Below are 25,412 nucleotides of genomic sequence, written 5' to 3'. Positions count from 1 at the left end.
TTTTTCTAATAAAAACTTAAGTATAATCAGACTATAACTAACTTATATAAACAAGCTTAAAAAACTTATTTAAATCAAATAATCTATATGAGAAACTTACTTTGGTTACAAGGAGGAGCTTGCAGTGGTAACACGTTATCGTTGCTCAACGCATCAGATCCGGACGTATTTGAATTCTTTAGCCAACATAACATAAAGTTACTTTGGCATCCCTCATTATCATTAGATAGTATTGGTGTTAAAAGAATCATGGAAGATATAATAAATGGAAAAATTCGCCTAAATATATTTGTTTTTGAAGGATCAGTAATTTTAGGACCTAATAATTCTGGAACTTTTAACATGTTTGCTGGTAAACCTATGAAAGATTGGGTAAAATATTTAGCTCCTTTAAGCGAATATATAATAGCTGTAGGAGACTGTGCCTCATTTGGGGGCATCCCTGCAGCAGATCCGAATCCTACTCAATCTACTGGATTACAATTCTTTAAAAAAGAAATTGGAGGATTTCTAGGTAAGAATTTTAGAACTAAATCGGGTTTGCCTATAATTAATATTTCAGGATGTCCAGCACATCCTGATTGGATTCTAACTACAATATCATTAATTTCAGAAGGCAAAATGACAGAAGATATGCTTGATGAGTTTAATAGACCTAAGATATTTTATTCTACTACAACGCAGTTTGGTTGCCCTAGACAGCCATATTTCACTTATAAAATAAGTTCTAAGGAGTTAGGTCATAAAGAAGGATGTCTTTATTTTGATCTAGGCTGTAGGGGTGCTTATACTAAAAGTCCTTGTAATAGTATATTATGGAATAACCAGAGTAGTAAAACCAGAGTAGGAACTCCATGTATGGGATGTACTGAATTTGATTTTCCTACATTTAATTTCTTTCATACTGAAAAAAACAGATCTGGAATACCAAAAAGACTTCCTTTAGGAATGAGCAGAGGAACATATGTAACTTTTTCAGCAGTAGCTAAGGGATCTGCACCCCAATTTCTTGTTAGACCATTAATTAAGAAGAAAGGGGATTGGATTGAATGAAAAAATAATAAGCCCGTTAAATAGGGTAGAGGGAGATCTAGACCTTAAGGTAGTCTTCCGTGGTAATAAGGTAATAGAAGCATATCCAATGTCAAGACTTTTTAGAGGTATAGAAATAATTCTTAAAAATAAATATCCCATGGATTCCTTAGTTATTACGCCTAGAATATGTGGGATATGTGGAGGATCTCATTTAATGTCTGCGGTAGAAGCGTTAGACATGGCATATAAGGCCGAAGTTCCACCTAACGCTGTTCTCCTAAGAAACATAATGGCGTTGGCTGAAATGGGACAAAACGACGTTAGACATACTTATCTAATGTTCATGATAGATACTGTAAATAAAAAGTATGAAAAAATGGACTTTTATAAAGATATGGTTACCAGATGGGCACCTTTTTATGGTACGTCTTATAAAGCTGCAGTTAAGTGGTCTAAAAGATATACAGAAATATATGCTATTTTTGGAGGACAATGGCCTCATGGTTCTTCCATGGTGCCCGGAGGAGTAACTGCAGACCCTTATCCTAATGATATTTTAAAGGCAAGAGGTATAATTAATGAGATTACTTCAGAATTTATAGAAAAAGTAATGCTTGGAGGCCCATTAGATCAGTTCCTCCAACTTAAATCCGTCAAAGATTTGGATCAATGGTCTCAAGACTATCCTAACGGTGATATTTCGAAGTTGTGGATTTATGGTAGAGAAATGAAGTGGGATAAAATAGGGAAGGGATCCAATTTTCTAATGTCCTTTGGTCATGTACCTTCGGCTGAAGATTATACTACGGAGAATCCTAAGCTTAGGTTCAAGAGAGGTATATTGAATCTGGATACTATGGAATTCAGTTCTATAGATCAAGCAAATATGCTAGAATTTGTTACAAAATCTTTCTATTCTTATTCAAATGGAGATATAGGACTTCATCCTTTTGAAGGCGAGACTAATCCTCTTTCTCCATTCTCTAATGATAAGTATACTTTTACAAAAACATTTAGATATAAATTGAATGGAAAATTGATTGCACCAGAAGTAGGTGCTCTTTCTATGATGGCAGTCGATAATAATCCTCTTATTATCGACCTCCTAAATAAATTGGGTTCTAATGTACTTTTGAGGGAAATTGCGAGATTTGTTAGACTAGCAATTATAAGCGAAATAATTATAGAAGAATTAGAAAAATTTAGATTCGGAGAACCAACGTATAAAAAACCTTTAGACATAGCTGAATCCAAAGGATATGGGTTAGTAGAGGCATCTAGAGGTTCTCTTGGACATTGGATAGTAATAAAGGACAATAAAATATTCAATTACCAAGTAGTTACTCCTACTCAAATAAATATGGGACCAGAAGACTCATACGGAAATATTAGTCATATGAGTAAGGCTCTCATTGGGACTATAGTTGAAGACATTGAAAATCCTATAGAATTGGCGCATATAGTAAGATCTCACGATGCTTGCATGGTATGTAATGTTCATGTATTGGATGGAAATGTAGAAAAAATGGTGCTTAGACTTTGAAAATTATAGGAATAGGAAACGAAATTTTCGGAGATAATGAAGGAAAAATTGTGGAAGAGTATGGAGGAATATTTTTAGGTCCAAAATTGGGAGAATTAGAAAAATTTTTAAAAGAAGAAGACGAAGTCATAATAGTTGATTCAGCAAGAAATTTTAGATTTTTAATAATAGGATTAAAAGAATTATATCCGGGAGTTTTAGGCTATACAGAGTTAGAGAACTATCTACTCAATGCGAAAATAAACGGTATTAAAGCAAGGATAACAATTATAGCATTCTCAAAAGAATATAAGGATAGAGTAAAATGCTTTCTGAATTGTATGCTCTTGAAGAAATAGAATCTGCGCCTAGAAGAAGAGACGAATTAAGAATGAGAGAAATAAATATAGAAGAATTAATTTCAAAAGGATTAATTAGAGACGAAAATGGTTTCTTATATCTCACTGAAAATGGCATTAGAAGACTTTCTCAATTATACGGCATATTAGATACTCTTCAAGAAATTTACATGAATATGTCATACAATAAGAATACAGAAGTAAAAGAAGTAAAAGATTTAGAAGATCTTTTAAAATCTGGATTAGTTGAAATAAAGGATAATTATGTTTACTTAACATTTGAGGGAATAAAGATAGTAGCCCAACGTATAGCTGATAGAATGGCTAGAGCTCATTAACAGAATCCTCCTATCCTTTTCTTACTCATTAAACTACCTTTCTCGAATATTCTAACTTCAGTAACAAAACATGAATCTAATGAGCTTACTGCCAACGAGATCTCCCAAGGATTTTTAGGATCACTTACTGGAATTCCATTTACAGCTTTCTCAAGAGCTCCTTTTGGGGAAGCGTTAAATGTAGTAGGTTGAATTATTTTATATCCTTTTATATTACTATCAATCTTTACATCATGGATTAATGAGCCTCTAATAGACTCAACAATACCAACTCCATCTCCTCTTATTGAGAAACCATCTGTTTCTTCATTTATTTCATTTAATTGATTTAAAAGATATGCTACAATTTTCATTCTGCTTAATTCTCTCAGCATAGGGGAAGGACCAATTTTTTCATGAAGCTTTCTAACCATTTTATCAAAAGTTAAAGCTTGAGCCAGAGGACCTACTTCCACAAGTTCTCCATCATATTTTACCTCAATTCCATTATCTTGGATTTTACTGTAATTTAAATCTCCATTAAACGGAAAACCAACTGTCAAATATTTATTTAATCCTGATATAAAGTAAGGAATTTTTTTGAATAAGGATAAATCTCCTTTAAGCTCTTCTATTTCCTCAACCTCAAGGAAATCTTCTACTCCCATTCCTAAAGTTTCTTTTTCCCACATTTCTCTTATTTTATTTATTTCGTTCTGTTCAATTTGTATTTTCTTTCCAATATTAAAATAATCTACACTAGGCCATTTTCCTCCAATTCTTTCCATCAAATTTCTTATCTGCTTTGATATGAACGAAATTTTCTTAAACTTATCTCCAGAAGGAAAATCATATTCCCTTCCACCGATATATGGAAACCAATAAGTGTATGGATGCCTTATATGACTTTCAATTATTTCTAAAATAACCATAGTCTCTAAAATCTTAGACGTATTTTCACTTAAATTCATACTCGCCTTAGCGTATGCAAAAACATGGGATTGAGCGCATGTAGAAAGAACACGAGGTATTATACTGTACAATTCTTTAGGGTTTTTCCCAATAAACACCTTTTCGTATCCTCTGAGTCTATTTCCTGATGATTTAGTATTAACTACCTTACCATCTTCTATTTCTATTGCTAAATCTATTACTTCTAAATCTAAAGGAGATAACATGATTCTGAAATATAACTTATTCTATCTTCTTTTAAACTTTTGTCTTTTAAATAGAGATTCCTTATTAGCAAAGTTTTTAATTATTGGAGAATAAGTTAAATTAATGTGCATAAGTTTTCCTGCTAAGGTAGTCAGCGTTCAAGAATTTATTGTATTTGTAGATTACGGAAATAATGTCATAGAACCAGTTATATCAAATGTAGATGATTTAAAGCCTGGAGATTATGTTGTAGTGAGCTATGGAATGATAATGGAAAAAATTACCGAAGAAGAATATAATGAAATGGTACGTTATAGTCAAGAACTTGCTCAGGTGTTAAATCATGAGTAACTTTGATCCTTATGATATGGCGTACATAGGAAGGATAATTGAAATAAAAGACGGTACAGCGATAGTAGATTTCAATGGTATAAGAAGAGATATAGAATTAGGATTGATTGAAGCAAAAGAAGGCGATTATATTCTAGTTCATGCAGGATATGCCATAAAGAAGGTAAAAAAGGAAGATATAGAAAATGAATTAAAAAATATGTTGAATAAAATTAAAGATTAAATATACATTACAACTCCTCCATATATTTCTTCTAGGAAAGATTCTGCGCCTTTTATTTCATCCACTATTTCGACTAGATCTTCCTTTTTTATATTATAAAACGCTGAAGCTACTGGGCATGCATAGATTTTAAAATCGTTCGGATAATCCGTCTTTAATTGTTTTAGAAATGAATACCAATCTTTTAATTGACCATTCTTTACAGCAGACTCAACGTTTTTTAAATATTGTTCAGTATAAGGTAAGTAAAAATCTGGCCGTATAGTCATTCCCATATCTAAAGAATTCAATTTAGGTAATACGTCCTTTTTAAAAGCAACAACCCCTTCGTTTACTAGATGCAGTTTTACTTCCCATCCAGATGCGAGAGCTGCACCACCGTATATAGCTATGCAACAAATTCTATTTGCTGCTCCTGATGCAAATACTAGGCCTAATTTTCTCTTTTCTTCCATTTTAATCAATAGATAATTTATCAAAGATACTAATAACTCTTTCTCATCTTGATTATTTTTATAATAAAAACATTTATTAATCATTCTTTATCTTATAGTACCTTTTTTTATCTCCAACTCTCTGTATTTTTCGAGTTTAACTAGAGTTAGTTAAACTTTTAATACTACGAGCTTGAAAGGCTTATATGAAAATACGTTCAAAATTGAGATTAATTCGCTATGCAATACTGAAGGAGTTAGCAAGAGAAAGACTAGGTATAAAAATTGGCGAATTAAAGAGAACTCTAATGTTAAAGGATATAGTTAATTCTGATGGTGCATTTTATGCAAATCTAAGGGATTTGATAATGGAAGAGAAGGTTAAAATCATGGAAGAAGATGAAGAGAAGGTAGTTTATATAACTGACAAAGGACTAGAAGAATTTAAAGAAACAGACGAATACTTAAAAAAATCATAAACGGATGAAACAACTGAACTGGATTCTTATTTTTAGTAGAGATACACTATAGTACTTGAGTAGGCAGTAAGAGACTGTACAATACTATCGGAAATCTTATTTTTTAATATATATTCTAATTTTAATATATTCTAAGAGTTTCGTTGCCGATAAAAGCAGGCATATGAGTGTACTTTTAATAAACGTTATTTATCTAATTCTTCTGATTCTAGATATTAGTGCTTCTTTAATTTCATTTCTATCTACTTTGACATTGAATTGTTTCAGAATTTTCTCTAGTTCGTCAATAGCAAGAAATGCATTTTTTAAACACTCATCGCTTAACCCTATTCCTGGATTTAGTATTTTTGGTTTACATGTTAAAAGAATTATTTTTACTTTACTTCCTTTACTTTTTAAAATTGTTAAAATATCTTCTATACCCAAACCATGGGATCCCCCAAATGACATGGAGAGAACTGTTTGAACAATATCATCTTCGTTTATATCATTTACTTCAAAAACTTTAATATCTTCGTTTATATCTGCTATATCTAAAATTATTATAACATCGTATTTTTCTAATTCATCAACCAAAGAAATTCCTCCAGTACCGAAGTCTTGTACATCCGCTTCTACTTTTCCTTCAAGAGCTTCAGCCAGGAAACTTCCACATCCATCATCTCTCATGAAAATGTTCCCTATACCAGCTATTAGAATTCTCATAATAGAATGTATTAAAACGATAAAATAAAAATATGCTATGAAAATCCATAGACTTTTTTTAACATGTATTTAGCCGCAGATAGTCTCTGTATATCGTTTGTTCCCTCATATGTCTTTAGTATTTGAATATCTCTAAGCATTCTTTCTAATCCCGTAGAGACAGATACTCCATATCCTCCATGCACGGTCATTGCTCTCAATATAGTTCTTTCTGCTGCCTCAGTTGAAAAGAATTTAGCTAATGAAGCAACACTCACATAATCGTCTTCTTTACCTTCTACATAAAGATTTCCAGCCCAATAGGTCATTAGCCTAGAAGAATATATATCAGCCATTGATTCAGAAATTTTCTGTTGAACCATTTGAAAACTTGCTAATTTCTGATTAAAAGAAGTTCTCTGCAGAGAATATTCCAATAATTTCTCCAACGCTGCTTGACCTATTCCCACAGCTTGTGCTGAAACTATTGTTCGTGCATAATCAAACGATGCTACAGCATATTTAAATCCTAATCCTTCTTCTCCTACCAAATTTTCTTTTGGAACTTTTACTTCATTTAGTGATAACTCGGCAGTATGCGAAGCCTTCAGTCCAGTTGTTGATATTCTGCTTTCAACTTTAAAACCTGGAAAATCCTTCTCTATAACGAACATTGAAATTCCTTTCCATCTTTTTTCTTCTGATGATGTTCTTGCTGTAACTATATAATAGTCAGCAATATCGCCATTCGTAATAAACATCTTTTTCCCAGTAATAACGTAATGATCGTCAATTTTCTTAGCTACGCTCTGAATTCCAGCCACATCCGTACCTGCGCCAGGTTCAGTATTAGCAAAAGCTGCTACTTTTTTACCAGAAACTATGTCAGGAATATATTTTTCTTTCAAATATTCACTTCCAAATTTATTAATTGCGTTTGAAAACATCCAATTTATTAAAAAGAAAGTAGCCATTGACGGCCATACTCTACTCATTTCCTCAGTAGCTATCAATAAATAAATATAATTTCCTCCCTGTCCTCCATATTTTTCTGGCATATCTAATCCATAAAGTCCTAATTCCTTTGATTTCTCCTTTATTTCCTTAGGTATATCTCCAGAGTTCTCTCCTTTTTCTACATGTTGCCTAACTTCTTTTTCCATGAATTCTTTCATTGATTCTCTAAATAGCTCATGATCTTGATTTATTTCTATTTTGAAATCCTCTAAACTTCGGAAAGGAAAGACCATATTATATCACCGTAATTTATCTATCTCTTCCCTAATAACTCTTGTTCCCTTGTTTGCAAGTTCTTCTTCTATAACTAATGGTGGAAGTAATCTAACTACTGATTCCCCTGCTCCTATAGGTAATACACCCCTATTGAATGAACACATGAGTACTCTCTCCAAACCATCAACAAAAGCCTTTCCGTTCTTTCTTAATTCTACGCCTATCATAAGACCCTTTCCTCTAACATCGTAGACATATGGAGATTTTGAATTGTTCAATTCATCAATTATTTCTTTTCCTAGGTAATTTACTCTATCAAGAAGTTTTGGTACTTCTTCCAAGACTACCTTTGAAGCAGCTAAAGCTAAAGGATTACCACCGAAAGTGTTTGCATGAGAACCTAAAGGTAAAGTCATAATTTCTGATCTACCCACAACTGCTCCTAAAGGCAGACCTCCTCCCAAGGCTTTTGCTAAACATATAATATCTGGCATAATATCGAAATTCTCAAAACCGAACATTTTCCCAGTTCTTCCAATACCAGTCTGTACTTCGTCAACAACTAAGAGTATTCCATGTTTATAAGTTACTCTTCTTAATTCTTTTACAAAATCTTCTGGAGGAATAATGACTCCTCCCTCTCCTTGGATAGGTTCAAAGAATATAGCCGCAACTTCGTTGGGGTCTACTACTTTCTCAAAAATCCAATCCTCTATGTATTCCATTAAACGGTTAACAGGATCGTCCTTCAATAAAGGATTCCTGCTATCAGGATATGGCAGTAGAAGAGTAGAAGGAAGTAATGGAGAAAATCCTCTTCTTTGAACAGTTTTGCTCGAGGTTAATCCGAGAGATCCTAAAGTCCTTCCATGAAAAGAATTTATAAATCCTATAATATACTGTCTTTTTGTGTACCATCGAGCTATCTTCATTGCAGCTTCTACACTCTCTGTTCCACTATTAGTGTAAAACACTTTTGATGAAAAAGGCAAAAAAGATGTTAATTTTTTTGCTACGTCTACTGCTAGTTCATAATAAAAATCTGTTAAACTATAATGAAAGAAATTACTCATTTGCTCTTTTATTGCATTAATTATTTTTTCATTTCCGTGCCCCAATGCCATGACTCCTATTCCGGAATTCATATCAATGTATTCTTTCCCGTCTACGTCATAAATTATGGAACCTTTTGCATGATCTATAACTAAGGGATACCATCTCTTAAAAGACTGCATAAGGTATTTTGAATCCTCTTTTATGATTTGAATGGATTTGCTCATATTCATTAATATATACTTGAAAATTTTTAAGTTTATATTGATAAGGATACATTTGTTAGTTATAATATAAAATATTTTTACTTAGAATTCACTTTTAAATATAAATTTAATTTTTAAAATCTATATTCCTTATCCTACTGAGTGAAAATACTATAAAAGGTATTATAAAGTTTAAAAGCCTATGATAACGTTAATTTCAAAGAAATAACAGTGAATGCTCTTTTCATAGTTAGCCTTTCTGACCTCTTCCACGCTCTGAGAGCGAGGATTCCCTGAGGTCTCAATTGTTACACCCCTTTATATGTGCTACTCTGTTATGATCCACAACAAAAAATAACGGTCCCTTAATTGCTAAAACCACAATGTTTATCAGATTCAGGGGCGTTCAGTAATAAATATTTCGGTTGAACTTCAAGCATAATGTCAACTAAGATTGCCACGTGTACCTTTCAATCCACGTGGCGATTTGGGGAGGATCACTTAGGCTCATAAGGCTTATTATTATACCAAACACTCCAAACTATCCTCAATTTCCTGGCTAAAGCAGACAACTTCTTTCCCTTCAACTTTTCCTTATGGTTCTCGTAAAATTTTAGTTTAGGATTACGAGAGTAATTCATCTCAGCTAGGAAAACAAGCTGCACAAGTACTTATTACCCTTCTTCGAGATTCCCTTACAGTAGCTTTACCGCTCCTCTCAACTATTGGGTCTAAACCGCAGATACGAAGGACTCAGGGTTAGGAAAGCGTTTAATGTCTCCAACAATGCCTATTATTATTCCCGAAGAAAGTTTTCCTATTCCCGGTATAGTTAATAGAACGTGATTTTCAGACTGTGATTGTATCATTTTCTCTACTTCTTTTATTTTCTCGCTTGTTTCCAGTAGTGCTTTAGATAATACTTCGATTTCTTCAAGTACGATCTTTGTTCCAAGTTGTATAATTGTATTTTGAAGTTTCCTTTAGAGAATTCTTCAATTTCCTTGCTTATTTTTCCTCGTCACTTAGGATGCTCTTTTTACCCTGTTCTTGTACTTTACTTTCAACTTTTAGGAAGACGTATAGTGTTACTAGTTCTTTCAATGGGTTGTAGTTGTACTCCTTTGCCTTGTTTACCATGTTTATTAGTTTTTGTAGTAAAAATCTGTTTTCCTCTCAAGTCCTTCTCCTTCCATAGTTTTGGCTTACTTGTAGTATCTTGATCCCTTTTTCCTTGAAGTATTGACATGGTTTTATTGATGCTCCTGTCGGTTCGACCACTATTGTGTTTAGTTTCACTTTTAGTATTTCTTCATAACCCTTCTTGTTGTTCTCGTAGACCCTCCCCTCACTCGTCACATGATCTTTTGATATGTCTATTCCTAGGATCCCTACCTCTTTATCACACCTATATCCGTGCATATTATCACAATGTTCAGTCCGATGGTAGGGGTTTGTCACGCTCCCTTTCGAAGACTTTGCTTCAGTCAAGGGGTCGATCATGTTTCCCAGTTGGAGAGTATTACTCTCCCCAACTAATTAATCTATATAGGGTTTAAGGGGGCGGAAGACTCCATGGAGATGGATAGGCTCCACATGCTTTGCCTCTAACATGGCTAGGCGATAGCTTGAAGAGCCGAAGGAACTACTTGATTGGGGTCAACTTGAGGGCCTTCACCACCTCCTCCCCTATACCTAGTCTTCTTAGTCTCACTCTTGTAAGGCTTGTCTTCTTGTTTAGGAGTATTGTTCGTGAAAATCACCGTAGGAGTTCACTGCGTTAGAGAATGAAAATACCTAAGTAAGAGAAATTCCCATAAACTGCTACGTAGTTTCTTTGTTAAGTCTTATTGCTTATTTTATTAGAAAAACGTTGAAAATATACGAATTATTTTAATATTTCATCATTTTATAGGAATATTCTTCAAACAATGGATTTAAGTTTTTAATTTAAAGCTTATACACTAGTTCATGGTTAATCAAATTACAGAAAGATCTATTACGAGAAGATTGTCAGAAAAAGACCTAGTGCTAGTTTCAGGCTTACCTTTCTCAGGTAAAACTACTACTTTAAGGAAATTACTTACTGAGAATGATATAATCATTGAATTGCCAAAAGAAATAAATAATCTCGGCGAATTTAATGACTTTAAACAGAAGTTAAGTGAATTAAGTAAAGATAAGGATAGGAAAATCGTAGTTGAGGGAAGAAACTATATTGTCGAATTATTCCTAGGAAAGGTAACACTTAAGGAACCGTCTCTCAGAAATCCTCACGTAAATATAGAGGGTAACGCTCTAACTTTCCATACTCAGGATATATTAGAAGAAGTTAATGGGGAAGAGTTAACTAAAATACTAGAATACTCCCTAATTACCATGCCAAATTATTCTACTTATATACCTAAATTAGTCGACGAGGCAAAAGAATTATATAAGAAGGGAAAATTAGACGAAATTCTTCCAATAGTAGTAAAATTTAAGGAGGTTTATTCTAGATTTCCTAGCAGAGAGATTGATGGAGAGGACGCAATATTATACCCTTTACTCTCACTTTTTCCATCACCTGAAGAAATGAAAGGTGCATGGTTAAAGTTGAGCAATACATGGAAGGAATTAATTTTTTATAGGATTGATTCTGCTCTAAGAATTTTGCCGGGCCAATCTAAGAAGGTTATTTCGAATTTTCTTGAAAAAATAGAGGAGAAGGAACCGAAATTGGAAAAATGGAATTATACTTATACTCCAGAATTCTTAGAAGCTGCTGAGTATATAGCAACTATGCTCCTTAATAATAAGAATGTAGTATTAAGAGGCGCTATAAAGACTGGGAAGACTACAATAAGCAACGAAGCTATAAAGAATCTTTTATCTAGGGATAATTCTTATTCTATAGTTTTACCTACAGAAAATTCCACGAGTGATAAAAAAATAATTATAATAGATTATCATTCTGAAAACTATGAGAATTTAAGGCATATTAGTTCTTATTTAAGGAAAAAAGGACATAAATTCATAATTTTAACAGATGATCTAGCCGAAACCTTAAATATCTCAGAACCTAAATATGAAGTAGATTCTACTAATATATTTAAATATTTCGTTAAGAATAGAAGTAAAAATAAGATATCAGATCCTAAATTATCATATTATGCTCTCAAGAACCCTAACATAGTAGGTCAAGAAGCAGATATAAGAAAAGAAATAGAAAATAATTATAGAAAAGACCTTACTGAGTATATTTATGAAGTCATTTTCGAGGAAGATCCTAATCTAATTAAGTGGTATTCTCCATTAATAGCTGTAGGTCTTAAATATGGATTTCCTTTACCTGTAGGTGTTTCGAGAAAAATCTTAGAGTATTCACAAAGAAAAATTGAAAAGAGAGATATTCTAGTAAAATGGTTTTCAGTAACTTCTGAATTGCCCCCAAATATAAAGGAGAAAGACGAAGGCGGAGATATAAAAAATTTTGAAGAAAAATCTTCAGAAATATTGGAATTTCTTAGAAAGACTATTATTGATGAAGCAAAATCTAAAAACCTAATTGATGATCTACTTATTAATTATTCTCATACAATTCTAAAGAATATTTTGGTTTTATCAAACACAAAGTTTGACAATTATTTTCTAGCAGGAGAAGAAGTAGCTCCCATAAGTTACAAAATTCTTAAAAATGTAATTCAAGACATAATGGATTATTTAACTGATGGTTGCGAAAAACTTCCTAAAGAAATGGATTTGCTTAAGGTCTTAGAGGAAAAAGATATAATATCTGATGAGGATATAAATTCGCTTTTTGTGTATAGCTTTCTATATTATTTGAGTATAGATAAAGATTATTCAAATGTAATAAAAACAATTATAAAATCAAACGACAAAAAGTGTCTGATAACGGCATTAAGATTACTCATACTGTACACATTGTATGGGGAGAAAAAAGCTTTCAGAGTTCTGGAAAAATTCATTTTTGATAAAATAATGAATCTCAAGGAAGAAGAACTTGTTAGACATTACGTTTCCTTATCTCTAACATCAGAATACAGAAATATACAACATATAAAGAAAATATCGGAATTGTCTCCAATATCAAAAGCATATGCACTCCTACTGTTGCCTAAGAGGAAAGGTAAATCTCCAATAGAGATCTTTGCTAATACTATTTCATTAGATATGCTTGCAGAGAAGGCTTTTGAGAAAGAGAATGTAGACGGTTTTATAAAAACTGTCAAGAAATTTGAGAAAAATCTAAATTTATTGAAGAATATTGCAAAAAGAATAGATAAAGGCGAAGGTGCTAAAGTAGCTTCTACTGCTTTCTTTGCAAGTTCATTAGATTTTGCTATTAAAAGAATGGAAATTGATAAGGATAAATATAATTCGGAAATCGGAATATTCTATTATACTATGCTTCCACCAGATGAGGATCTAAAGGATACCTTAAGACTAGCAGAATTCTTATCATTACCGTATTATAATTATTTAATTAGAGAAAATTCTAAGAGACTTTTGTATCCAGACGAAATCGAATTACTATTTAATACCTTACAAATACGCCTAGCAAAATCCCTAGTATCAGGAAACGCGTATGAGTATAAAAATATTTTAAGTGATTTTATAGATTTTTCAGAAAAATATTATACACCTAGCTTATCTGATGCACAAGTAATAGCTAAAATCGCATTAAAACAGAATATTAAAATACCTTCAGATACGCATTTAATAACACTAGCCGCTGAAGCGTTTTCAGGAAAAAATATAGACGAATTCTTGAGAGTTGTGGAATCATTAAACATTAATATTAAAGATATTAAAGAACTAATTAATATTCCAGAATTTGCAGAATCTAAAATAATTTATTCCATAATAAAGGGAGAAAATGTAGGCAGTTACATTTCATATCTTAATAAAAATGGAATAGGTCCTATGTACAAAATATCACATAAACTGCTTGAGGAAAATGATAAATCCAGATACATAGCCTCTCTTATTTTATTTTTATAGAAATTGAAGAGATATACTGTAAATACAAATTATTGTTATGAAAAATTTTTATGTTAATTTAAGTTGGCTGTAATCTCTAAATCCAGAAGTAAGATAAATACCTTCTTTCCTGCACTGATCTATTAGATCTTTACTTGGAGCCAAGGCATAAATTATTAGAATTAATTTCTTATTGTTAATTTCAGGTTTAATTTTTTGAAGTTTCTTAACATGCCTTGCAAGTTCATTATATGCCGATATACTTCCACGTTCTTTGGTTTCTCCTATTATGACATAATCTTCAAATTCTCCATAAATATCTATTTCAGTAACATGAGGTATATCTAGCCTATAAAGCTCAACGTCTTTACCAAATTCGTTCTTAAATTTCCATGTTAAATAATCTAAAGCCTCTTCTTCAGTATTTCCTACTACTCTAGCTATTGTTTTATAATCTTGATCTAGTTTTTTTATCATTTTGTCCAATTTTTCTTCGTTCTTATCTAAACGTTCATTGAGCTTCTTAATCTCTTCCTCATGCTTGCCTAGATTCTGAATCATTTTGTCCAATTTTTCTTCGTTCTTATCTAAACGTTCATTGAGCTTCTTAATCTCTTCCTCATGCTTGCCTAGATTCTGAATCATTTTGTCCAATTTTTCTTCGTTCTTATCTAAACGTTCATTGAGCTTCTTAATCTCTTCCTCATGCTTATCTAAACGTTCATTCAATCTTTTTATATCTTCTTGATTTCTATATATCTGCTCAAGAATTATGTTAAATTTCTTATCATAATCTTCGAATTTCTCCCAAACTAATTTCATCGAGTCCACTAATTGGCTTACGTTAGTTATTAGATAGCTAATTTTTTCGTTAATTTCTTTCAACTCCTTAATAGTAACTCTTTTTTCCACTTCGTCCGCAACTTTACTAACAAATTCCGCATTATTCACCAGGTTTTTTACTACGTCCTCCATATGTTCTCTATTATTTTAAATACTATTAAAACTTATAGTTTAACTTACAAGCTATTCAATGAATATTACTTTTAGGTCTTATTATAAACCTACAAACATTAGAGTTATCAACTTGTCTATGAGAATTTTCTACTTCAGCGTCCAAAACCTTGGAAAATAAATCCCTTTCCATTGAACAAGCCTCTCCAAATAGAGACGCTATCCTATAAATTGGACAATTTAGCTCCATCAGTTCAAAGGAATTTCCACATTTCTTAACTTCTGCCATATATCCCTCAGAAGTTCTCAATTTGCCTAAAATTTCTACCTTTTCATCCAGATCCTTCTTATCCAGTTTATCTTTGTATTCATTATATAAAGATTTGAATCTGTCCTTAAGAAATTTAATTACTAATTCATCTTTTCCTTCCCTCTTAATATAATCTAAAAATTTTAATAGAATAAGAGAATCAGAATTAGTAAAATATAGCTTGCCACTTTCAGTAACATTAAAAACATATGATGGCCTACCTACCTCCTTCTTTATGACTTTCCTAGAAATTAATCCTTTACGTTCAAGTTGCGTTACATGTTTATATGCTCCCATCTTAGTAATTCCTAAATTATCTGCTATCTCTTGAAGTGTTACAGGACCTTTCTCTTTAATAAACAAGATTATCCTATTCTCCGTGGAAGTTTCATTCATGAATAATAATAAACTTTAGAGTTTATAAATTATGCTTATTAACGTTATGATCACGTTATAATTACACGGTTTGTAAACTTTATAAACGAATTCGTTTATTTATACAGTTCACCTTAAGAAACTTGTGATAAGATATGTTAGTTCGAAAATTGTACCTTTCGTCTCTAATTAAGTATGTTAGATCACTAATACGTCCTATGATGCACTTAAAAAGCATCTTAAAATCTCTAAAAGAACGAGATAATAGAAATAATAATGCAGATGTTATACCAATATACTATTATCCATTAGAATATCTTAAAGAAGAATATCCTCATGAATATGAGAATATAATACGGAATAGGAGATCAAGATGTTTTTGCTAATATAGTTGTAATCGGTCAAGTCAATATTCCACCTAATACAATAAAGAGAAAATAGCCTACAAAAACCATTATTGCATTAGTTTTGTATCCACCTAAAGAATTTTTCTTTATATATCCAAAAAACGAGTTTGAATTAGCTAAATGAAATATTAGACCCATTTCTATGGCAGATAGAACAAATCTACTAGGAAGAAATAGGATTGCCGTTATAAGATAAAAGATCAATTCTATGAAAAACGCTACGGGTCCATTCTTCCACATACTTAGACCTACTTTCTTGTCCTTACCAAAACCCTTAACTGGCATATCGTGCATATGGTAAAGGTAATCAAGAAACCAATGAGACGCTGTACCAACTAAAAATAATGGAAATATTAATATATTTTCGAGAATTATAGAAAAAATTGCTGCAGATATACAATAAAACAATGAAGACAACATAAGAGAGTGAGAATATGGATAGCTTTCAAATTTAACATCGCTCATAAAAGGATTGTTTTTATTTACAATTACCTTTTCTTTCCCTATTAAAACTAAAATTGGCCAAAGTAAATCTGGAAAACTTACTGCTGTTAAGAAAACCCACAACGGTATTGAAGGGAAGAAATAACTTAAAATAAACGCAATTCCGAAATGCCCTATAAACATAATTAACATTTGAAAGTGTAATAGATAATAAAGCTAGTTGAAATTAACTTACTTATTTTTCTTTACATAATTTTCTAAAAGTTGTAAATATCTTTCCACCATAGCCTTACCCTTAGGCGTTATTTGAATAATAGTTCTCGGTCTTGTTAAAGTAAAAACGTCTCTTATTACTATCATTTCGTTTTCCTCTAATACCTTTAAATGGGAATACAAGGAAGACTTAGACATTTCAACCGAATTAAGAAGATCTGTAAATGTAATTTTATCAACTCCCAATAAGACAAGCAAAATACCTATTCTAGCAGAGCTTGAGAATACTGGCGATTTTATAAAATCAATAATCTCCTTAAATTCTTCTGGCATTAATACTCACCAATATTTCTTCAATATACTTAGTCCAGCATACATCCAAGATGCTGAAAAAACTAGGAAGAAATAAGGGGTAACAAGAGTCCCGAACGAAAATCCTATTATTGCACCTATTAATGCAATGTAATCTTCCTTGCTTGGCTTATCTACTTTAAGCATGGAAAAGACCGAGTGAAAATATTTGATAATTAATAGAAGAATGATAAAGTTCTCCATTATTCCTAAAATATTACCTACTTCTCCTCCCAATACTATTGTGCCGTAACTTAATAACAGAATGGTGCCTATAGAGAAGAAAAAGTAGAAAGGTTTTGAGTAGAATGCCTTATTAATTCCTGATCTGTTTACATTTATCTCTCTAATTTTTTTCATTATTTCAGGAATCTTTCTTAGTCTGAACAACAAAATTGACGAAAATATTATATAAAATATATAAATTAATGGAGAATAAATAACAACTCTCAAATAGCTAAAAGGTGTGTTAATGAGAAAATAGGAGTAAGCTACCGATAATCCAATAGATAATGGAATGTAAGTAGAAATTAATAAATAAAAAATGCCTATAGTTTTCCTTGTTTTTCTTAAGTAAACTTTCCTTGCAAACTCTTCGCCTTCCTTGAATTTTTCTAAAGGATCGAAATCACTCATTTTAAAGCACTCTTTCCTCCTCTTCTGGGCTTAAATATATTTTCTTTATAAGTAAACTACTTAACCCAATAAGTGTTATAATCCACGAAATAATAGAAATTATGCTTAGCTCTATATTAAAATGATAAGGTACGTCGTTAAATGGAAACAACGTTGTCCCTGCATATGAATAACTCATTAGATATGTTATTGAAAGAAACGGAGAAAGATAATATAAAGATCCGTGAACTCCTGATTCCACTATTGCCCAATCTAATGAAAAATAAAGATAAACTGGAACAAACTGAACGAAGTTTATGTTTTTTCTTCCTTGAAATCTTAGAACAATCTCATTAGTTAACAATACAAATCCCATTAACGTTAATCCACCAATAACAGAAATTAAGAGCAATTCGACAGTATTATAGGGTAAAACGAATATGTCATATTTAGCATAAAAAAGATAAGAAGTAATAACTAGAAATACTGAGGAAATTATGAAATAAATAAGAGCTACTGCACTAATTAATTGTATTAAATAACTTTTACCATTCATTTTAGAAAATTTGAAAATATAACCAAATGACCTAGATTGTTCAACGAAGGATCTTCCAATAGCTATTGACGCAAAACTCATAGACATCATTACAATTAGGGCATAAACTATTCCAGACGCCAATGAAATTGTTTGCTTATCAATTACTCCTCCAATATGATTTAGATAGAAAATAATTAAAATATCAAGAAATAAAGAAAAAGATAAAGACCATATTAATGTTCTCTTATCTTTAAGGAGAGATTTTAATGCATATTTTAAGTACTCCATAGAATACATTAGTGATCGAACATACTTAATTAGAAATGAAAGGTACAATTTTCGAACTAACATGTCCCCTTATTTTAAAAGTTAGTATACTTAATCATATGATAGAAGCAAATAATCTTTCATTAGAGATTAGAGGAAAAATAATTCTAAAGAATATTAATTTTAGATTAAATAATAAAGCTTTAATTTTAGGTCCCAACGGGTCTGGGAAAACGACGTTGCTTAAAACACTAAGCGGATTTTATAGATATAAAGGAAGTGTAAAAATAGACGGAAACGAGTTGAAGGATATTAATTATATTTCCCTCTCCACTAACATACCAGACGCTTATTACATAGCAATGAAAGTTAAAGACATTCTTTCCATATTATCAGAAATTAAGGGATGCAAAAAAGATCTTTTTGAAAGTATGATGAAAGAAGTAAATATTAATCCCTTAGATAAAAATCCTTTTTCCCTTTCCATGGGAGAAAAAACAATAGTATTTACAGCGTTAGCATTATCATCTGAACCTAAAATCGTGATGATAGATGAACCTTTCGAAAATTTAGATAAAAACAGAAAAAATATAATGATGAAATGGCTAAACAAATATGGAAAAGAAGGGTTCATAGTAACTCATGACCTCGAAATGTTAAAGAACTTTCAAGAATGGAATATGTACCTAATGATTGAAGGTAAGCTATATGGCCCTATTACAGTAAAAGAATTCCTTTCAAGCAAATTAGTCGAAGGAAATAAAGAAGGCTCAATACTTAAAATTGAAATAGGAGAAAGGAAATATTCACTAGTTTCCTCTAAGGACAATTCCAGTATTCTGGATATAAACAATATATATGACTACGTTTAAATAGTCAGAATGAAATATAATATAGAAATTAACTATTCTACTAAAATGAAAATGGTAAAGTAGTCCATAATCGAAACTATTGAAATTTTAATCTGTTAAATTATTTTCTTATATGAAACGATTCATGGTAATAGAAGGGAAAACTATACAATTATTTTATGGTGAACTACTACGCCCTAACGGACGTGGCTTCCTGCTTCAAAGCCGAGGCTTGCCAAAGGTAGAGGTCTCAGCTCCACAGGCACTAAGGGTCGTTCCGACCCCGATCTTCTTAGGATGTTGAGGGAAGCATTATAATCACGATCAGCGACCCAACCGCACTTGGGACAGACAAACACACGATCAGCCAACGTCAAATCTTTCTTAACATGTCCGCACCTAGCACAAGTCATTGAAGTAAAAGCAGGATCCACTAGAGTGAGTTTCTTACCGTACTTCCCAAGTTGATATCTCATGATACTCCTAAGCTCATGAATAGCAACATCGTGTAACCTCATCCTCAGCCTTCTGAGAGACTTACCAACAAGTTGCTTAACGCGAATATCCTCCATTACGAGAACATCATAATGCTCAGCAAAATACTTACCAAGTTTCATGTACATGTCCTTCCTAAGGTTCTTCAAGTGTTCGTGAGCCCTCGCTAGACGAATCTTTGCCTTAAACCAGTTGTGTGACAAGAACTTCTTCCGTGAGAGAGCTTTATGAAGCTTCTTCATCTTGTTGAGTGCCTTCTCGTAAGGCCTCATGTTTGGCACATATTCCCCGTCAGAGGTAGTGAGAAGTTTCTCTACGCCAACATCCACAGCAACAACTTTGTTTGTCTTTGGGAGTTGAGGATACTCTTGATCCACAACGAAAGTAATGTAAACTCTCCCTGATGGTGTTAACTTGATTACTACCCTCTTTACCTTGTCTAGCGGGAAGTCCCTATGAACAATAACGTTGAAGATCCCTAGGTTTGACAGCTGAAGCGTTATTACCTTCTTCTTGTTCTTCTTGCTCTTCGTCCTTATTTCTCTCACCTTCAGGACTTTCCAACCTGATTGAGGGTAGACGAGGGAGTACCACTTGTGTGCTTTCTTTTCCTTTGGGTAACGTGCTAACCCATCGAAGAACCTCTGTCTAGCGTCGTAGAATCTGTCTGCAATCTGCTGCAGTGTTTGGGAATATAGATGTTGATATTGTTCATCCTGTTTTCTCAGATCGAGAGCTAGTTGCCTCAACTCCGTCTTAGTGAGTCCTTTTCCGTCTCTCTCATGAAAATAGATGTCTGCCCAACGTAGAGTGTTGTATACTTCTGATGCTAACCTCAACTGGGCTTTTAACGCCCTCAATGTTTGTTCGTCAGCGTAAGCTCTGAAGCGTAACCCTACGTCGGACATAATAGAATATTTGAAAAAGAAGTATATAAGTTTTACAAAGGGGGCTATCCATCTCCACCCTTACGGATGGAGTCTTCCGCCCCCTTTGAACCTATATAGATTAATTAGTTGGGGAGAGTAATACTCTCCAACTGGGAAACATGGTCGACCCTTTGACTGAAGCAAAGTCTTCGAACGGGGGCGTGACAAACCCCTACCATCGGACTGAACATTGTGATAATATGCACGGATATAGGTGTGATAAAGAGGTAGGGATCCTAGGAATAGACATATCAAAAGATCATCTAGTAACGAGTGAGGGGAGGGTCTACGAGAACAACAAGAAGGGTTATGAAGAAATACTAAAAGTGAAACTAAACACAATAGTGGTCGAACCGACAGGAGCATACTCAATAAAACCATGTCAATACTTCAAGGGAAAAGGGATCAAGATACTACAAGTAAGCCCAAATATACTATGGAAGGAGAAGGACTTGAGAGGAAAGAAAACAGATTTTTACGACGCACAAAAACTAATAAACATGGCAAACAAGGCAAAGGAGTACAACTACAACCCATTGAAAGAACTAGTAACACTATATATCTTCCTAAAAGTTGAAAGTAAAGTACAAGAACAGGGTAAAAAGAGCACTATTCCTAGTCAGTGACGAGGAAAAAATAAGCAAGGAAATGCTTGAAGAATTCTCTAAAGGAAACTTCAAAATACAATTATACAACTTAGAGTACACAAAGATCGTACTTGAAGAAATCGAAGTATTATCTAAAGCACTACTGGAAACAAGCGAGAAAATAAAAGAAGTAGAGAAAATGATACAATCACAGTCTGAAAATCACGTTCTATTAACTATACCGGGAATAGGAAAACTTTCTTCGGGAATAATAATAGGCATTGTTGGGGACATTAAACGCTTTCCTAACCCTGAGTCCTTCGTAGCCTACTGCGGTTTAGACCCAATAGTTGAGAGGAGCGGTAAAGCTACTGTAAGTAAGGGAATATCGAAGAAGGGTAATAAGTATTTGCGCAGCTTGTTCTACTTCCTCGCTGAGATGAATTACTCTCGTAATCCTACATTACTAGAATTTTACGAGAACCATAAGGAAAAGTTGAAGGGAAAGAAGTTGTACACTGCTTTAGCCAGGAAATTGGCTAGAATAGTTTGGAGTGTTTGGTATAATAATAAGCCTTATGAGCCTAAGTGATCCTCCCCAAATCGCCACGTGGATTGAAAGGTACACGTGGCAATCTTAGTTGACATTATGCTTGAAGTTCAACCGAAATATTTATTACTGAACGCCCTTGTTAAGATAAAAAATATATCTATAGTTGATACTAATGGTCATGTTAGTATAGTTAGAGACAAAGTTTCATCTCTTCATTTCAATCTTGTAGCTAAAGGTCTGTTTGCATCCTTAAATGACATAAAATTAACATACTATACTATAGACAACAGCCTTTATGTATACGTAAGTAACCCCAATAGCTTCTATCAAACTTACAGCGTAGACATTTCAATAGAATTGCCAGAATATTCATATAATAATATAACAATTAACATGGCCAATGGAGAAATATCCTTATGTAATATTTACTCCAATCTCTCTAATCTTGAGATAAGTAATGGGATTATAGACCTAAATTCAGTATCATTTTCTAATGGGCTGTTATTCATAAGTAATGGAGAAATAAAATTAGAGAATGTTGAAGCGAATTTCCTTAGCGCGTCAGTAAATAATGGAGAAATAAAAATAAACTTAGCAAATAACTCAATACATGTTATCCCTAGTGTAAATAATGGTAAAATTTACATCAACGGAGAAAAAATGAATGAAACTTCTATTTCTTCCATAGTTAATGCCCATGTTAATAATGGAGAAATAAAAATATATAACTTATTTACAAAATAAGGAAATTTATAGAATTTAATGTAGGCTCCTATATATCTCCTCAGGAGTTACAGGAGTTTTATTAAACTTTTTCCCAGTAGCGTTCTCTATTGCCCTCACTATTGCTGCTGGACCTACTATAAGTGCAGCTTCTCCTACACCTTTACTTCCAGTAGCGTAATTCGATAAATGAGGCTTTTCAGTAAAGTATGAAGTATATACCGGACTCTCAACTATTGTAGGAACGAAATATTCAGCGTAACTAACTGCCAACTGACCATTTTCGTCTAATTTTGCTTCTTCATAAAGTGCTTGGCCTACTCCTTGCATAGCTCCACCATGTATCTGACCTTCTGCTAATGCTGGATTTATTACTTTTCCAATATCGTCATACGCTCTATATTCTTTAACTCTGGCAATGCCCGTATCGTCTACTTCCACTATAGCTAAATGAAGGCCGTATGGGAAAGTAACGTCTCCCTCCAAAGTTACTGAAGAGTATAACCCAGGATCTTTTCCATTATATGCCTCATTCGCAACTTCTTCCCAGGTTACTTTCTTATTTTCTTTCTTATGCCTAAATTCTCCTTTTGAATACTCAATTTCTTCTACGTCTGCTTTAAGCATTCTTGCGGCAACTTTCTTCATTTTCTCTAAAACTTGTGATGCTGCAGATTTCGCCGCACTTCCTCCTATTGATATAGTTCTGGACCCGTAAGTTCCTAATCCTGCAGCTGCTATTTGAGTGTCTCCCCATATTACATTTATTCTATCTATATCTATTTGTAATTCATCTGCAACTACTTGGGCTATTCCTGTTTCTGCTCCTTGTCCATGAGGAGTTGCACCTGTTATAACTGTAACGTTACCCCTATCATCTACTCTAACTTCTCCATATTCCCAAGGACCGAAGGCAGATATTTCGAGATAGAACGCAGTTCCAACTCCTACTCTTCTTCCTTTTTTCCTCTCTTCTTCTGCCCATCTTAATGTTTCTTCATATTTTAATTTTTGTTTAGCTTCCTTAAGGAAGGATATGTAATCTCCAGAATCATAAGTTAAACCAAATGGGTTCTTATAAGGCATTTCGTCTGCCCTTACCATGTTCTTTTCTCTCAATTCTAGGTCATCCATATGAAGTTCATCCGCTACCGTACTCATTATTCTCTCTATAATGAACGTTGCTTCAGGTCTACTTGCCCCTCTATACATTGTTATAGGAATAGTATTAGTATAAACTGCAACACTATTTATTGCAAGATCTCTTATTCTGTAAGGTCCAGGAATCATTGGAGGAATTATCTCTGGTTGAATACCTTCAGTATAAGTTAAATAAGCTCCAAGCTCAACTAAAAGTTGGCCTCTAATTCCTAATACTGTGCCATCATTTTTAACTGCGACTTCTCCTTTAAATACATTATGTCTTGCATTAGATGATATTAATTCTTCACTTCTTGTTGCAGTCCATCTTACAGTTCTACCTAACTTTATTGACGACGCTATTACAGCTAACTCTTCCGGAATAGGATGTGCCTTACTTCCAAAAGCTCCACCAACGTCTGGCATTATAACCCTTATTTTACTAGAAGGAATTCCGAAGTCTTTACTGAATTCATCCCTAGCAAAGTGGGGAATCTGAGTAGAATACCATATTGTTAATGTACCTCCTTCATATCTAGAAATTATTCCTCTAGGTTCCATTGGAGAAGGAATTAGTCTACTATTTGAAATCTCAACTGGAATTACCTTATCAGCAGATTTGAATGCAGACTCTACGTTTCCTGCATTAAAATCTTTATTATAACCAATGTTACTGCCCAGCTCCTTGTGAACTAATACGTCTCCTTTTAACGCATCCTCCATATTTATTACTGCTGGAAGTTTCTCGTAATCTACACTAACCTTATCCATAGCGTCTCTTACTGCGTATTTATCAGTACCTATGACTATAGCTACTGGTTCTCCAACGTATTTCACTTCTCCTTCTGCAAGAGCTTTCCTAGGTACATATTTCCATTCTTTAGGATTTACGTAAGTTGCCCAAGGTCCTATACCGTCTTTTAACATAGGATTTAGATCTTTTCCAGTAAACACTGCAACTATACCGTTAACCTTTAGTGCGTCAGAAACATTAATCGAATTTATCTTAGCATGAGCGTAAGTACTTCTAACAAATCCTGCATAAAGCGAAGATATCTGTATATCATCAACGTACGTGCTTTTTCCAGATACGAATTTATTATCGTTTAATCTTTTTATAGACTTACCTACGTAACTCATAATCTCACCTTCTCAGATGCCTCCTTAACTGCTTTTATAATATTCTGGTACCCAGTACACCTGCATATATTACCGTGTAACCAATCTCTTATTTCCTCTTCTGTTGGATTCTTGTTCTCTTTAAGAAGATAATAAGTCTGCATTATCATGCCAGGAGTACAGAATCCGCACTGCAAAGCGAAATTGTTCTTAAACGCTTCCTGAATAGGATGAAGTTGGCCATTACCTAATCCTTCTATTGTAGTTATTTCAGTTCCGTCAGCCTGTACAGCTAAGTAAGTACAAGATTTTATTGACTTACCGTTTAAAAGAACAGTACATGCTCCGCATGTCGTAGTATCGCATCCTATTTTAGTTCCTGTCAATCCTAAATCGTCTCTAAGGAAATGCACCAGTAATTTTCGTGGACTTACTTCTCTCTCATACGATATTCCGTTAACTTTTACTCTTATTCTAACTTTATCTCCTGGTTTAACCCGCATT

At 33.1% G+C, this 25,412-nt stretch carries 24 protein-coding genes and 3 pseudogenes; 11 read left to right on the top strand and 16 right to left on the bottom strand.

Features of this window, described 5'->3' with window-relative positions; all coding sequences use genetic code 11:
* The first annotated feature begins 87 nt into the window (after nucleotides 1-87).
* The 4 genes from DFR85_RS29950 to DFR85_RS29935 are packed head-to-tail and all read left to right on the top strand — an operon-like array spanning nucleotide 88 to nucleotide 3,254.
* Complete coding sequence (locus tag DFR85_RS29950) at nucleotides 88-1,053, top strand: NADH-quinone oxidoreductase subunit B family protein (protein WP_110271432.1); 966 nt, start codon at nucleotides 88-90, stop codon at nucleotides 1,051-1,053.
* Entirely contained in the window at nucleotides 1,046-2,578 is a 1,533-nt protein-coding gene (locus tag DFR85_RS29945) for a nickel-dependent hydrogenase large subunit (RefSeq protein ID WP_110271431.1), read from the top strand. The genes DFR85_RS29950 and DFR85_RS29945 overlap by 8 nt, the downstream gene beginning before the upstream one ends.
* A complete protein-coding gene (locus DFR85_RS29940) occupies nucleotides 2,575-2,916 on the top strand; it encodes a hypothetical protein (RefSeq protein ID WP_110271430.1) in 342 nt (113 codons plus the stop codon). The genes DFR85_RS29945 and DFR85_RS29940 overlap by 4 nt, the downstream gene beginning before the upstream one ends.
* Nucleotides 2,883-3,254 (top strand): hypothetical protein, encoded by a 372-nt coding sequence (locus tag DFR85_RS29935; protein ID WP_110271429.1) that lies wholly within the window; start codon nucleotides 2,883-2,885, stop codon nucleotides 3,252-3,254. Before DFR85_RS29940 ends, DFR85_RS29935 begins: the two co-directional genes overlap by 34 nt.
* Here DFR85_RS29935 and DFR85_RS29930 read toward each other — a convergent pair.
* Nucleotides 3,251-4,411: a nickel-dependent hydrogenase large subunit gene (locus tag DFR85_RS29930; RefSeq protein ID WP_110271428.1), complete on the bottom strand. Its 1,161-nt coding sequence runs from the start codon at nucleotides 4,409-4,411 to the stop codon at nucleotides 3,251-3,253. The genes DFR85_RS29935 and DFR85_RS29930 overlap by 4 nt on opposite strands.
* Before the next feature lie 103 nt (nucleotides 4,412-4,514).
* On the opposite strand from DFR85_RS29930, the gene DFR85_RS29925 reads away from it, so the two are divergent.
* Nucleotides 4,515-4,742 (top strand): HypC/HybG/HupF family hydrogenase formation chaperone, encoded by a 228-nt coding sequence (locus DFR85_RS29925; RefSeq protein WP_110271427.1) that lies wholly within the window; start codon nucleotides 4,515-4,517, stop codon nucleotides 4,740-4,742.
* Nucleotides 4,735-4,965 (top strand): HypC/HybG/HupF family hydrogenase formation chaperone, encoded by a 231-nt coding sequence (locus DFR85_RS29920; protein WP_110271426.1) that lies wholly within the window; start codon nucleotides 4,735-4,737, stop codon nucleotides 4,963-4,965. The genes DFR85_RS29925 and DFR85_RS29920 overlap by 8 nt, the downstream gene beginning before the upstream one ends.
* Here the strand turns inward: DFR85_RS29920 and DFR85_RS29915 are convergent.
* Nucleotides 4,962-5,420: a peroxiredoxin gene (locus tag DFR85_RS29915; RefSeq protein WP_110271930.1), complete on the bottom strand. Its 459-nt coding sequence runs from the start codon at nucleotides 5,418-5,420 to the stop codon at nucleotides 4,962-4,964. The two genes, DFR85_RS29920 and DFR85_RS29915, sit on opposite strands and share 4 nt — an antisense overlap.
* A 185-nt stretch (nucleotides 5,421-5,605) precedes the next feature.
* Here DFR85_RS29915 and DFR85_RS29910 point away from each other — a divergent pair, with 185 nt between their 5' ends.
* Nucleotides 5,606-5,878, top strand: a complete 273-nt coding sequence (locus DFR85_RS29910) for a hypothetical protein (protein WP_110271425.1) — start codon at nucleotides 5,606-5,608, stop codon at nucleotides 5,876-5,878.
* A 189-nt stretch (nucleotides 5,879-6,067) separates the two neighbouring features.
* Here the strand turns inward: DFR85_RS29910 and DFR85_RS29905 are convergent, their stop codons facing one another.
* From DFR85_RS29905 to DFR85_RS29885, 5 genes and pseudogenes are all read right to left on the bottom strand, one after another.
* Complete coding sequence (locus DFR85_RS29905; protein WP_110271424.1) at nucleotides 6,068-6,583, bottom strand: hydrogenase maturation protease; 516 nt, start codon at nucleotides 6,581-6,583, stop codon at nucleotides 6,068-6,070.
* A gap of 35 nt (nucleotides 6,584-6,618) precedes the next feature.
* Complete coding sequence (locus DFR85_RS29900; RefSeq protein ID WP_110271423.1) at nucleotides 6,619-7,812, bottom strand: acyl-CoA dehydrogenase family protein; 1,194 nt, start codon at nucleotides 7,810-7,812, stop codon at nucleotides 6,619-6,621.
* Nucleotides 7,813-7,818: 6 nt separating this feature from the next.
* Nucleotides 7,819-9,075 (bottom strand): acetyl ornithine aminotransferase family protein, encoded by a 1,257-nt coding sequence (locus DFR85_RS29895; RefSeq protein ID WP_110271422.1) that lies wholly within the window; start codon nucleotides 9,073-9,075, stop codon nucleotides 7,819-7,821.
* A 476-nt stretch (nucleotides 9,076-9,551) separates the two neighbouring features.
* Nucleotides 9,552-10,557: pseudogene (locus tag DFR85_RS29890) on the bottom strand (transposase).
* Nucleotides 10,558-10,670: 113 nt separating this feature from the next.
* Nucleotides 10,671-10,817, bottom strand: coding sequence for a hypothetical protein (locus DFR85_RS29885; RefSeq protein ID WP_162582512.1), 147 nt, complete (start codon nucleotides 10,815-10,817; stop codon nucleotides 10,671-10,673).
* A 208-nt stretch (nucleotides 10,818-11,025) separates the two neighbouring features.
* Between DFR85_RS29885 and DFR85_RS29880 the strand changes: the two genes are divergently transcribed.
* Nucleotides 11,026-14,058, top strand: coding sequence for a hypothetical protein (locus tag DFR85_RS29880; protein ID WP_110271421.1), 3,033 nt, complete (start codon nucleotides 11,026-11,028; stop codon nucleotides 14,056-14,058).
* 48 nt (nucleotides 14,059-14,106) lie between these two features.
* Here the strand turns inward: DFR85_RS29880 and DFR85_RS29875 are convergent, their stop codons facing one another.
* The 6 genes and pseudogenes from DFR85_RS29875 to DFR85_RS29850 all read right to left on the bottom strand — a co-directional run bounded on the left by DFR85_RS29875 (nucleotide 14,107) and on the right by DFR85_RS29850 (nucleotide 18,532).
* Complete coding sequence (locus DFR85_RS29875) at nucleotides 14,107-15,012, bottom strand: coiled-coil domain-containing protein (RefSeq protein ID WP_110271420.1); 906 nt, start codon at nucleotides 15,010-15,012, stop codon at nucleotides 14,107-14,109.
* A gap of 55 nt (nucleotides 15,013-15,067) precedes the next feature.
* Nucleotides 15,068-15,847: pseudogene (locus DFR85_RS29870) on the bottom strand (helix-turn-helix transcriptional regulator).
* 230 nt (nucleotides 15,848-16,077) lie between these two features.
* Complete coding sequence (locus tag DFR85_RS29865; protein ID WP_110271418.1) at nucleotides 16,078-16,710, bottom strand: hypothetical protein; 633 nt, start codon at nucleotides 16,708-16,710, stop codon at nucleotides 16,078-16,080.
* Between the two features lie 48 nt (nucleotides 16,711-16,758).
* Nucleotides 16,759-17,073, bottom strand: a complete 315-nt coding sequence (locus DFR85_RS29860; RefSeq protein ID WP_110271417.1) for a transcriptional regulator — start codon at nucleotides 17,071-17,073, stop codon at nucleotides 16,759-16,761.
* A 6-nt stretch (nucleotides 17,074-17,079) separates the two neighbouring features.
* A complete protein-coding gene (locus DFR85_RS29855) occupies nucleotides 17,080-17,727 on the bottom strand; it encodes a hypothetical protein (protein ID WP_110271416.1) in 648 nt (215 codons plus the stop codon).
* 1 nt (nucleotide 17,728) lies between these two features.
* A complete protein-coding gene (locus DFR85_RS29850) occupies nucleotides 17,729-18,532 on the bottom strand; it encodes a hypothetical protein (RefSeq protein ID WP_110271415.1) in 804 nt (267 codons plus the stop codon).
* A 98-nt stretch (nucleotides 18,533-18,630) separates the two neighbouring features.
* Between DFR85_RS29850 and DFR85_RS29845 the strand changes: the two genes are divergently transcribed.
* Complete coding sequence (locus DFR85_RS29845) at nucleotides 18,631-19,383, top strand: ATP-binding cassette domain-containing protein (protein ID WP_162582867.1); 753 nt, start codon at nucleotides 18,631-18,633, stop codon at nucleotides 19,381-19,383.
* A gap of 176 nt (nucleotides 19,384-19,559) precedes the next feature.
* Here the strand turns inward: DFR85_RS29845 and DFR85_RS29840 are convergent, their stop codons facing one another.
* Nucleotides 19,560-20,765: an RNA-guided endonuclease InsQ/TnpB family protein gene (locus tag DFR85_RS29840; protein ID WP_110271413.1), complete on the bottom strand. Its 1,206-nt coding sequence runs from the start codon at nucleotides 20,763-20,765 to the stop codon at nucleotides 19,560-19,562.
* A 140-nt stretch (nucleotides 20,766-20,905) separates the two neighbouring features.
* Between DFR85_RS29840 and DFR85_RS29835 the strand changes: the two are divergent.
* Nucleotides 20,906-21,965 (top strand): annotated as a pseudogene (locus DFR85_RS29835) (IS110 family RNA-guided transposase).
* Nucleotides 21,966-22,001: 36 nt separating this feature from the next.
* Nucleotides 22,002-22,670, top strand: coding sequence for a DUF4097 family beta strand repeat-containing protein (locus tag DFR85_RS29830; protein WP_110271412.1), 669 nt, complete (start codon nucleotides 22,002-22,004; stop codon nucleotides 22,668-22,670).
* Between the two features lie 15 nt (nucleotides 22,671-22,685).
* On the opposite strand, the gene cutA is transcribed toward DFR85_RS29830, so the two are convergent.
* Nucleotides 22,686-24,929, bottom strand: a complete 2,244-nt coding sequence (gene cutA, locus DFR85_RS29825) for a glyceraldehyde dehydrogenase subunit alpha (RefSeq protein WP_110271411.1) — start codon at nucleotides 24,927-24,929, stop codon at nucleotides 22,686-22,688.
* Complete coding sequence (cutC, locus tag DFR85_RS29820; RefSeq protein WP_110271410.1) at nucleotides 24,926-25,411, bottom strand: glyceraldehyde dehydrogenase subunit gamma; 486 nt, start codon at nucleotides 25,409-25,411, stop codon at nucleotides 24,926-24,928. The genes cutA and cutC overlap by 4 nt, the downstream gene beginning before the upstream one ends.
* Nucleotide 25,412: the final 1 nt, after the last annotated feature.

Source organism: Acidianus brierleyi (assembly GCF_003201835.2).
Taxonomy (GTDB): Archaea; Thermoproteota; Thermoprotei_A; order Sulfolobales; family Sulfolobaceae; genus Aramenus; species Aramenus brierleyi.
This window is presented reverse-complemented; position numbering and strand designations above follow the sequence as displayed.

Coding starts and splice junctions, on each gene's coding strand:
- DFR85_RS29950 (WP_110271432.1), top strand. CDS start 88: ATGAGAAACTTACTTTGGTTACAAGGAGGAGCTTGCAGTGGTAACACG.
- DFR85_RS29935 (WP_110271429.1), top strand. CDS start 2,883: ATGCTTTCTGAATTGTATGCTCTTGAAGAAATAGAATCTGCGCCTAGA.
- DFR85_RS29930 (WP_110271428.1), bottom strand. CDS start 4,411: ATGTTATCTCCTTTAGATTTAGAAGTAATAGATTTAGCAATAGAAATA.
- DFR85_RS29925 (WP_110271427.1), top strand. CDS start 4,515: ATGTGCATAAGTTTTCCTGCTAAGGTAGTCAGCGTTCAAGAATTTATT.
- DFR85_RS29920 (WP_110271426.1), top strand. CDS start 4,735: ATGAGTAACTTTGATCCTTATGATATGGCGTACATAGGAAGGATAATT.
- DFR85_RS29915 (WP_110271930.1), bottom strand. CDS start 5,420: ATGGAAGAAAAGAGAAAATTAGGCCTAGTATTTGCATCAGGAGCAGCA.
- DFR85_RS29910 (WP_110271425.1), top strand. CDS start 5,606: ATGAAAATACGTTCAAAATTGAGATTAATTCGCTATGCAATACTGAAG.
- DFR85_RS29905 (WP_110271424.1), bottom strand. CDS start 6,583: ATGAGAATTCTAATAGCTGGTATAGGGAACATTTTCATGAGAGATGAT.
- DFR85_RS29900 (WP_110271423.1), bottom strand. CDS start 7,812: ATGGTCTTTCCTTTCCGAAGTTTAGAGGATTTCAAAATAGAAATAAAT.
- DFR85_RS29895 (WP_110271422.1), bottom strand. CDS start 9,075: ATGAGCAAATCCATTCAAATCATAAAAGAGGATTCAAAATACCTTATG.
- DFR85_RS29880 (WP_110271421.1), top strand. CDS start 11,026: ATGGTTAATCAAATTACAGAAAGATCTATTACGAGAAGATTGTCAGAA.
- DFR85_RS29875 (WP_110271420.1), bottom strand. CDS start 15,012: ATGGAGGACGTAGTAAAAAACCTGGTGAATAATGCGGAATTTGTTAGT.
- DFR85_RS29865 (WP_110271418.1), bottom strand. CDS start 16,710: ATGTTTATAGGGCATTTCGGAATTGCGTTTATTTTAAGTTATTTCTTC.
- DFR85_RS29860 (WP_110271417.1), bottom strand. CDS start 17,073: ATGCCAGAAGAATTTAAGGAGATTATTGATTTTATAAAATCGCCAGTA.
- DFR85_RS29855 (WP_110271416.1), bottom strand. CDS start 17,727: ATGAGTGATTTCGATCCTTTAGAAAAATTCAAGGAAGGCGAAGAGTTT.
- DFR85_RS29850 (WP_110271415.1), bottom strand. CDS start 18,532: ATGGAGTACTTAAAATATGCATTAAAATCTCTCCTTAAAGATAAGAGA.
- DFR85_RS29845 (WP_162582867.1), top strand. CDS start 18,631: ATGATAGAAGCAAATAATCTTTCATTAGAGATTAGAGGAAAAATAATT.
- DFR85_RS29840 (WP_110271413.1), bottom strand. CDS start 20,765: ATGTCCGACGTAGGGTTACGCTTCAGAGCTTACGCTGACGAACAAACA.
- cutA (WP_110271411.1), bottom strand. CDS start 24,929: ATGAGTTACGTAGGTAAGTCTATAAAAAGATTAAACGATAATAAATTC.
- cutC (WP_110271410.1), bottom strand. CDS start 25,411: ATGCGGGTTAAACCAGGAGATAAAGTTAGAATAAGAGTAAAAGTTAAC.